Below are 8,838 nucleotides of genomic sequence, written 5' to 3'. Positions count from 1 at the left end.
TGGTGATGCTGGCCGGGCGCTACACCCTCCTCGACCAGTCCGCCCTCGACGACGTCCTGCCCGCCGCCCGAGAACACGGCAAGAGCGTCGTCGCCGTCGGCGTCTTCAACTCCGGCCTGCTCTCCCAGGACCGCCCCGCCGCGGGCATGAAGTACGACTACCAGGACGCCCCGACAGAGCTGGTGCAGCGGGCGTCGGCCATCGCCGAGGTCTGCGAGCGCCACGGCACCACTTTGCCCGCCGCCGCCATCGCCTTCCCCTCCACACACCCCGCCGTCGTCAACGTCACCCTCGGCATGCGCACCGCGGAACAGGTCCGGCGCAACGTCCAACTGCACTCCCAGCACGTCCCCGACGGCCTCTGGGACGAACTGCGTGCACAGGGCCTGATCAGGCCTGACGTGCCCACCTCGAGCGAGGAGCCGCGCCCCGCCGTTCCTGACGCGCCTCGACCGTGACGCAGCAGGTGCCGCTGTTCGAGAAGTCGGACCGGCGCCTGGACGCCGCCTGGTCGGCATGCGACGAACGTGAGGGCTCCGCACGGCTCTGTCGTGGGCCGCATTCATCCAGTGCTGGTAGCTTTCCGTCCTCATGAAGCTGGTGACACTGCGGCTCGACGAGCCGCCCACCGTGGCGGCCGTGGGCATCGGGGTCCACGGTGTCGCCACCGATCACGAAGCCTTCCGGCTGCCCGGTCTGTGGCAGCTGCACCTCTACAACTACGAGGGCACGCTGTCCCTCGGGCAGTCCGTCCACCCCATCAGGCCCGGTCACGTCAGCCTCGTGCCCCCGGACACGGAGGTTCACTTCGGCTACCGGGGCAGGTCGGAGCACCTCTACGCCCATCTGCGGCTGAACGACACGGGAGTTGCGCGATCGGTCCCGGTGATGCAGGACGCCGGGGGCGAGAGCACGCGCCTCGCCGATCTGCTCCGGAACGCCGTCGCGGCCATGCCGTCCTCTCCCCCGCGTGCCACCGCCGAGGTCTGGACCGCTCTGTGGCGCGTCGCCGAGTTGCCGAGGGGCGAGGGAGCCGGACGCAGCCATCCCTTCGTGGCCGCGGCGCAGGCCTACATCGAAGTGCACCTGGCGGGCCCGCTGTCCGTACCGGACGTCGCCCACGCCGTCGGGGTCTCCCACACCCACCTGACGCGGGTGTTCCGTGCCGAGACCGGCCACACGGTGGTTTCGTACATCCGGCACCGGCGCCTTCAACGCGCCCGTCATCTCCTGCTCTCGTCCACCCTGTCCGTCACCGCCATCGCCGCGGCCGTGGGCATCGCCGACCTCCAGGCCTTCAACAAGGCCTGCCGCCGTGAACTCGGGGCGAGCCCGCGTGCCATACGCCGGTCCGGTTCCACGCCCGCGGTCGGGGGTCCGTACGGCCGCGCGGTTCCCTCATCGCAGCCGCAACCGGCCGGTGGACGCACTGGGTTCGGCGGTTCGCGGTAGTCGTGCTCGATGCTCGCGCCCGGTGACGGCGATCAGTGTTCTTCGGGGGTTGAGGAACATCGGAACGAAAACCGGCGCTAAGCCCGTCGCGCGCCTGAGAGCGCCTTGACCTGGGCTTTGGTGCGGGCGGAGCCTTCGGCAGTCGTGTTGATCACTGACTGTCTGGAGGTCCGGGGTGCCGGTCGAGTTTCTGACGGATGAGCAGGCCGCGAAGTACGCGGCGTACGACGGGGCGCCGTCCCGTACGGAGTTGGAGCGGTTCTTCTTCCTGGACGACGCGGACCGGGCGCTGATCGAGCCGAAACGACGGGCCCACAACCGGTTCGGGTTCGCGGTGCAGATGACCACGGTTCGGTTCCTCGGGGTGTTCCTGGACGATCCGACCGATGTGCCGGCGGAGGTGGTCGACTACCTCGCCGAGCAGCTCGGCATCGAGGACGTGTCGGCGCTGAAGGCGTACGGCGAGCGGGAGAACACCCGGCTCGACCACGTCCGTGAGCTGCGGCGGGTCTTGGAGTACACGGAGTTCGCCGAGGCGGAGGCGGAGCTGCGGGCGTGGGTGGACGCACGGGCCTGGACGACTGGGGAGGGCCCGAAGGCCCTGTTCGATGCGGCGGCGGGGTGGCTGCGTGAGCGGCGGGTGCTGCTGCCCGGGGTGACGACCCTGGCCCGGCTGGTGGCCGCCGTGCGGGAGGCTGCGAACCACCGGCTGTGGGACACCCTCTACGGGCTGCTGAGCACCGGTCAGCGGGCGGTGCTGGACTCCTTGCTGACGGTGGCGCCCGGCGCCCGGGTGTCGGAGCTGGACCGGCTGCGCCGGGGTCCGGTGCGGATCTCCGGCCCGCAGATGAAGTGGGCGCTGGAGCGTGCGGGGGAGATCGCCGCCTTCGGAATGGGCGAGGTGGAGGTGTCCGCGATACCGCCGCGTCGGCTGGCGGAGCTGTCGCGGTACGGGATCGACGGTAAGGCGTCGCTGCTGCGGCGGCACGGTGACTCCCGGCGCCTGGCCACGCTGCTGGCCACCGCGGTCTACCTGACGTCCCGGGCGGTCGATGACGCCTTGGACCTCCTGGAGGTGCTGATCGCGACCAAGCTGCTGGCCCGCGCGGAGCGGGAGACGGCGAAGGAGAAGCTGAAGACGCTGCCGCGGGTGGAGCGGGCGTCGGCGAAGCTGGCCGCCGCGTTCCAGATCGTGTTCGACACCACCAGCGAGCAGGTCGACACCGACACCGGGGAGATCAGCCCGCCCGAGGTGGAGACGCTGGAGGCGATGTGGGAGCGGATCGAGCAGGTGGTGCCCCGGCACGAGCTGGCGGCGGCGATCGCCGCGCTGTTCGAGCTGACCCCGCCGCTCGACTCGGACGCCGATGAGGCATGGCGGACCCAGCTCGTCACCCGGTTCGGCACCGTGCGGCCGTTCCTGAAGCCCCTGGTGACGGTGGTCGACTTCGGCGCCACGCCGGAGGGCCTGCCGGTCCTGAAGGCGTTGAAGTCGCTGCCGGATCTGATGGGACGCAAGAAGGTCGGCCCCGCCGAGATCGACACCGGCCTGCTCACCGGCTCCTGGCGGCGGCTGGTGCTGTCCGCGCCGCACCTGGAGCCGGGCACGGTCGACTGGAAGGCGTATGCGTTCTGCGTGCTGGAGCAGTTCCACCGGATGCTCCGCCGACGCGAGGTGTTCGCGAAGAACTCCTCCAAGTGGGGCGATCCCCGCGCGAAGCTGCTGGACGGGGACGCATGGGAGCAGGCCAAGCCCACCGTGCTGGCCTCCCTGCGTCTGCCCGCCGAGGCGGGCGAGCACCTGGCGGCGCGGGCCGCGCTGCTGGACGGTACCTACCGCGAGGTCGCCGCACGGGTGCCGGCGAACTCCCAGATCGTGTTCGACGACGACGGACGGCTGCACTTCGCCGCGCTGGAGCCGGAGCCGGAACCCGCCTCCCTGCACCAGCTGCGGGAGGCGGTGGAGGCGATGCTGCCCCGGGTCGACCTGCCGGAGGCCCTGCTGGAAGTGTTCTCGTGGACCGGCGCCGACCAGGCGTTCACCTCGGTCACCGGTGGCGAGGCGAGGCTGAAGGACCTGCACGTGACGATCGCCGCGCTGCTGGTCGCGCACAGCTGCAACGTCGGCTACACCCCGGTCATCGGGGCCGCGGACACCCTGAAGTACGGGCGGCTGTCCCACGTCGACCAGACGTATCTGCGGCTGGCCACCTACCGGGCCGCGAACGCCACGCTGATCGACTACCAGGCGTCCATCCCGCTCGCGCAGGCGTGGGGCGGCGGCCTGGTCGCCTCGGTGGACGGCATGCGGTTCGTCGTGCCCGTGCCATCGGTATACGCCCGGCCGAACCCGGGCGCCGGGGCGGGGCGACCTGGCTCAACATGATCAATGACCAGGCGGCGGGGCTGGGCGGGAAGGTGGTGGCAGGCACCCCGCGCGACTCGCTGTATGTACTGGACGTCCTCTACGACCGCGACGGCGGCAAGCGCCCCGAGATGATCGTCACGGACACCGCCTCGTACAGCGACATTGTCTTCGGGCTACTGACCCTGGCAGGGTTCGCGTACGCGCCGCAGCTCGCTGACCTGCCGGATCAGAAGATGTGGCGCATCGACCGTGCCGCCGACTACGGCGCCTTCCAGTACGCGGCCCGGGGCCGCATCGACCTTGCCAGGATTGAGCGGCACTGGGAGGACATCCTTCGGATCATCGGCTCCATCCACACCGGAGCCGTGCGCGCGTACGACGTGATCCGGATGCTGTCGCGGGACGGGCGCCCCACTCCGCTCGGCGACGCGATCGCCCACTACGGGCGGATCGCCAAGACCCTGCACATCCTGCGCCTGGCCGACGAGCCCGGCTACCGCAGGCAGATCAAGAGCCAGGCGAACCTCCAGGAGGGCCGCCACTCGCTCGCCCGGAAGATCTTCCACGGCCGCTCCGGACAGCTGTACCAGCGCTACCAGGACGGCATGGAGGACCAGATCGGGGCCCTGGGCCTGGTCCTAAACGCCTTGGTGCTGTTCAACACGCGATACATGGACGCCGCGGTGAGCCAGCTGCGTGCGGACGGCTTCGACGTCCGTGACGAGGACGTGGCCCGCCTCTCGCCGTTCGTGCGGCACCACATCAACATGCTCGGCCGGTACTCCTTCCAGCTTCCCGACCTGCCCGGCGGCCTGCGTCCGCTGCGCGATCCGGACGCCACCGACGAGGAATAACCCGGCCCCGCGCCACCGGATGGGAGGACCCTGGAGCTATGGCCAGGAGGTACGTCCGGCGGTGCGCATAACGAGATCGCCGGCAGAGCCTGGAATTCCCCAGCCCCGGTCACCAGAGCTGGGCGACATGTGCTCCGCAGGTGGCCGCAAGCGGGGTGGAGCGGTTCTTCGGGCAGGTGTAGCCCGTCAGGGCTGCCAGGTCGACGGTTTGCTCGTGGATTCCGTGTCCTGCTCTAGTCCGGTTGTGGCGGACCAGCTGGCGAGCAGCTTCAGGCCGTCCTCAGCGGCGGTTTCGGGGGGCGCGCTGTAGACAACCACGCTCAGGCCGCTTTCGTCCGGCAGGCTCATGGTCTCCTGATCGAGTTCGAGGTCGCCGACAAGCGGATGGTGGAGGCGTTTGGTGCTCTCGCGGAAGACATGCACGTCGTGGGATCCCCACATCACACGGAAGGTGTCGCTGCGGGTGGACAGTTCACCGATCAGGTTCGACAGTTCCCGGTCGTAGGGGCTCTTCCCCGCCTCGACGCGCAGCGCGCCCACGGCGAAGCGGGCCATGCGCTCCCAGTCGGTGTAGAACCGCCTGGCCGCGGGGTTGAGGAACGCGAACCGGGCGACGTTCGCCCCGCAGGTCGCATCGGCGTACATCTCCGAGTACAGGGCCCGGCCCAGTGGGTTGGCGGCCAGCACATCGAGGCGGTCGTTCATCACGTATGCCGGCATCCCCGGCATGCCTTCGACGATCCGCGCCAAGCTCGGCCGCACCGTCGGCCGGACCTCCCGCTGCCGTGCCCGCGCCCTGGGCGCCAGCCCGGCAGCACGGGCGAGGTCGTACAGGTACATGCGCTCGGTGGCATCCAGCCGCAGAGCGTGGGCAAGGGCGTCCAGCACGCTGTCGGAGACACCTTGGAGGTTGCCGCGCTCCAGGCGCGTGTAGTACTCGACGCTCACCCCGGCCAGCGTGGCGACCTCTCCCCTGCGCAGTCCCGGCACCCGCCGCTGACCGTAGGTCGGCAGACCCGCCTGCTCGGGAGTGATCTTGTCGCGTCGGGAGCGGAGGAAAGCGCTGACTGCGTCCCGGTTGTCCATGACGACAGCGTAGGCGGGCCACGCGAGCGGTGGGGGACCCTGCCAGTACCCCTCACAGCGGAAACTCCCCCGTCACGCCCCTCTGCCGTTGCATGGTGCGTGCCCCGATCCTCCGGGGCCCGACCGGTGCGAGGACGCATGTGCCCCGGGCCGGCCGACCTAACACAACTGGAGGGCACGCAACATGAACTGGACGCGCAAGGCGAAGACGCAGGCGGAGAGCCCCGCGCAGGTCGTGCGAGAGCTGTATGACGCGCTGGGCAAGGGCGACGTGCCGGGTGTCCTGGCCAAGCTCGACCCCGAGGTGATCGTCGACGAACCGACCCAGCTGCCCTACGGCGGCGTGCACCAGGGCCGCGAGGTGTTCGTGCAGTCGATCCTGGGCGCGATGATGGGCTACGCCAACGTCGCCATCACCGAGGCCCAGGTGTTCGAGGGCCCGGCCGACACCGTCGTCGGAACGCTCACCGGAACGCTCACGGCCCACACCACCGGTGAGGAGTTCCCGCTGACCATGGTCGAGATCCACACGGTCGAGGACGGCACGGTCCGCAAGATCGACGTCTACACCAAGAACCCCCACGAGCTCGCCGCGTTCTACGCGCGCGCCGAGGCGGCGGGCACCCGCTGACGACGGCACCTCGTCACGATTCCGGCCGAGTCGCCGCGCGGCAGCGCGAGCAACTCGGCCGGCCCATCCCCAGCCCAGGCCGTCGCATCGATGCCCCCTGTCCGCATCAGCGACACCGCGACCGGCCACGCGCACCACACACGCACGCGCACCACACACGAAGGAACACCATGACCACCACCTGGTTCATCACCGGCACCTCCTCCGGCATCGGGCGACTGCTCACCGAACGCCTGCTGGCCCGCGGCGACCGCGTCGCCGCCACCCTCCGCCGGCCCGAGGCCCTCGATGACCTCCTCGCCGAACACGGCGACCGGCTCTGGACCGCCCAGCTCGACGTCACCGACACCGAGCGAGTGCGTCGCGTCGTCGGCGAGGCGTTCAAGGCCCTCGGCACGATCGACGTCGTCGTCAACAACGCCGGCTACGGCCTTCTCGCGTCCGTCGAGGAGGCGTCCGATGAGCAGATCGGCCGCGTCATCGACACCAACCTGCTCGGCTCGATCCAGGTCATCCGTGCCGCCCTCCCGCACCTGCGCGCCCAGGGCCGAGGCCGCATCCTGCAGGTGTCCACCGCGGGCGGTCAGGCGACCTACCCCAGCCTCGGCTACTACCACGCCGCCAAGTGGGGGATCGAGGGGTTCTGCGAGACCGCCGCCCGCGAGATCGCGCCGTTCGGCCTGGCCCTGACCATCATCGAGCCGGGCGCGACCCCCACCAATTTCGGCACGTCCCTGGACATCGCACCGCCCCTGCCCGCATACGAGAACACCCCCGCGGCCGACACCCGGCAGGCGTTCCTCGGCGGCCTCTTCCCGGTGCCCAACAGCGCAGAGAAGCTCACGCAGGCGATGATCGACCTTGTCGACTCCGGCGCGACCCCGCTCCGCCTCCCGCTCGGCCCCGACACCTACGAAGACGTCCGCGCCGCCCTCACCGGCCGGCTCGCCGAACACGAGGCTCATCGCGACGTCGCCCACTCAGTGGCGGCCACAACCGCCCGGTGACCGAAGCCCGCGTCAGTAGCCGCCGACGATGAGTGACCACACGGGTCCGCCGTACTCGGCGACGTATGCCGCACGGTGCTCCGCGATGATCGCCCGGCCGCCCTCTGCGCTGAGGTGGTCGACCCAGGAGACGGCCAGCATCTGCCGCCCGTCGACGTTGGACGTGATCAGTGCGATCCGGCGGGCCAGTTCGGCGGCGACGCTGGGAGCCGACTCGACCGGCGCGGGCCTCGGTGGACCATGGCCGACTGTGCCCCTGGCGGCGTGGGCGCTCAGAGCGGCGGCGAACGGCGGTACGCGTCTGGCCGTGGTGTGGTTCCACGGTAGGGCACACCGCTGACAGCAGGGTCAGCGGCGCGCGTCGCCGGGGGCAAGCAGGCTGGTCAGCTCCGAGATCGCCTCGGGGGACGGCTTGAAGTAGCGACGGACGTTCTCCGGCTTCTTGTGCCGCGACTTCGCCATCAGCATCAGCAGGGAAGCCCCCTGCTCGCCGAGCTGGGTCAGGGCGGAATGGCGGTACTCGTGCAGGTCCCAGCCGGTGCCCGGCCCGCGCACGGCGGTGTGCTCGTCCAGCAGGGCTCGGGCCTGACCGTAGGAGAGCCGGGCGAGGCCGGTGTCCGGGCACACGTCGCGCGGACTGACCACCTTCCCCGGGCCGGGGCGGCGGTGGGTGACGAACACCGGGCCCCGGGTCCGGCCTCGCAGCAGGCGGGGTAGGAGCCGGGCGGTGCCGGCGTCCCAGTAAACGGTCTCCAGCACGAAGTCCTCGCGCGCTTGGCCGCGGCGTCGGGCCTTGCTCCGGGCGCCCTTGGCCTTGACCTGGCAGCGGCGCCGGCGAAGTCCAGGTCCTCGATGTTCACACCGAGGATCTCCTCCGCCCGCCCGGCGGTCTCATAGAGCATCCGCCACAGCGTCTTCTCCCGAAGATGTACCTCGCGCCGGGCGATCAGCCGGTCCACGGCTATCTTTGAGCGGGCCGGGGTCTCGGAGTCTGGCACCGCCAGCCGCGTCGCCCAGGCCGGGACGGACGGCCCGTCGTAGCCGTGTTCCTCGCACCAGCCCAGCCACGACAACACCGACGCCCGACGCGCGTTCCAAGTGTTGACCGCCGCGGTGCCCCACAGCAGCTCCAGGGCCTCGCCGATCTCGTCGTCCGCGACCGACCCGAGCGGGCGGCCCTCACCGATCCGCTCGGCCGTCTTGCCGACGCTGGTCGAGTAGCTTCGGACCGTGTTCGGGTTGCCGAGCGAGTCGAGGAAGGCGTCCGCCGCCGCACGGACGGTCAACGTCTTTGTCCTGTCTCAACGAAGTTAGTCATCCGCATGACGGTGACCTGCGTGGACTGAGTTTGATGAGACAGATCGACTCGGTTCGTTGAGACGAAAGGCCGCAGAGGCCCGTAGGACTCAGAGGGCATCTCAGCGAAGCCTCTCTCACGCG

At 70.4% G+C, this 8,838-nt stretch carries 6 protein-coding genes and 2 pseudogenes; 5 read left to right on the top strand and 3 right to left on the bottom strand.

The window, feature by feature from the left end:
• The 3 genes and pseudogenes from ACWC1K_RS41215 to ACWC1K_RS41205 all read left to right on the top strand — a co-directional run.
• Positions 1 to 458 (top strand): aldo/keto reductase (locus tag ACWC1K_RS41215; protein WP_450838312.1); only part of this gene is annotated, 458 nt, incomplete at its 5' end.
• Positions 459 to 591: 133 nt separating this feature from the next.
• Positions 592 to 1,452 (top strand): helix-turn-helix domain-containing protein, encoded by an 861-nt coding sequence (locus tag ACWC1K_RS41210; protein ID WP_450838310.1) that lies wholly within the window; start codon positions 592 to 594, stop codon positions 1,450 to 1,452.
• Positions 1,453 to 1,627: 175 nt separating this feature from the next.
• A pseudogene (locus ACWC1K_RS41205) lies at positions 1,628 to 4,674 on the top strand (Tn3 family transposase).
• Positions 4,675 to 4,860: 186 nt separating this feature from the next.
• On the opposite strand, the gene ACWC1K_RS41200 reads toward ACWC1K_RS41205, so the two are convergent.
• A complete protein-coding gene (locus ACWC1K_RS41200; protein ID WP_450838309.1) occupies positions 4,861 to 5,760 on the bottom strand; it encodes a helix-turn-helix domain-containing protein in 900 nt (299 codons plus the stop codon).
• 184 nt (positions 5,761 to 5,944) lie between these two features.
• Here ACWC1K_RS41200 and ACWC1K_RS41195 point away from each other — a divergent pair, with 184 nt between their 5' ends.
• Positions 5,945 to 6,391, top strand: coding sequence for a nuclear transport factor 2 family protein (locus ACWC1K_RS41195; RefSeq protein WP_450838307.1), 447 nt, complete (start codon positions 5,945 to 5,947; stop codon positions 6,389 to 6,391).
• 170 nt (positions 6,392 to 6,561) lie between these two features.
• Entirely contained in the window at positions 6,562 to 7,398 is an 837-nt protein-coding gene (locus ACWC1K_RS41190) for an SDR family oxidoreductase (protein ID WP_450838306.1), read from the top strand.
• 12 nt (positions 7,399 to 7,410) lie between these two features.
• Here the strand turns inward: ACWC1K_RS41190 and ACWC1K_RS41185 are convergent, their stop codons facing one another.
• Positions 7,411 to 7,539: a hypothetical protein gene (locus ACWC1K_RS41185; RefSeq protein WP_450838304.1), complete on the bottom strand. Its 129-nt coding sequence runs from the start codon at positions 7,537 to 7,539 to the stop codon at positions 7,411 to 7,413.
• A gap of 207 nt (positions 7,540 to 7,746) precedes the next feature.
• Positions 7,747 to 8,684: pseudogene (locus tag ACWC1K_RS41180) on the bottom strand (tyrosine-type recombinase/integrase).
• Between the last annotated feature and the right edge of the window lie 154 nt (positions 8,685 to 8,838).

Source organism: Streptomyces sp. NPDC001492, from assembly GCF_053597275.1.
The sequence above is the reverse complement of the archived record's forward strand: the minus strand, read 5'-3'. Positions and strand labels throughout refer to the sequence as shown.

What these genes read in the sequence shown, in the direction of transcription:
- ACWC1K_RS41210 (WP_450838310.1), top strand. Translation starts at nt 592, where the DNA reads ATGAAGCTGGTGACACTGCGGCTCGACGAGCCGCCCACCGTGGCGGCC.
- ACWC1K_RS41200 (WP_450838309.1), bottom strand. Translation starts at nt 5,760, where the DNA reads ATGGACAACCGGGACGCAGTCAGCGCTTTCCTCCGCTCCCGACGCGAC.
- ACWC1K_RS41195 (WP_450838307.1), top strand. Translation starts at nt 5,945, where the DNA reads ATGAACTGGACGCGCAAGGCGAAGACGCAGGCGGAGAGCCCCGCGCAG.
- ACWC1K_RS41190 (WP_450838306.1), top strand. Translation starts at nt 6,562, where the DNA reads ATGACCACCACCTGGTTCATCACCGGCACCTCCTCCGGCATCGGGCGA.
- ACWC1K_RS41185 (WP_450838304.1), bottom strand. Translation starts at nt 7,539, where the DNA reads ATGCTGGCCGTCTCCTGGGTCGACCACCTCAGCGCAGAGGGCGGCCGG.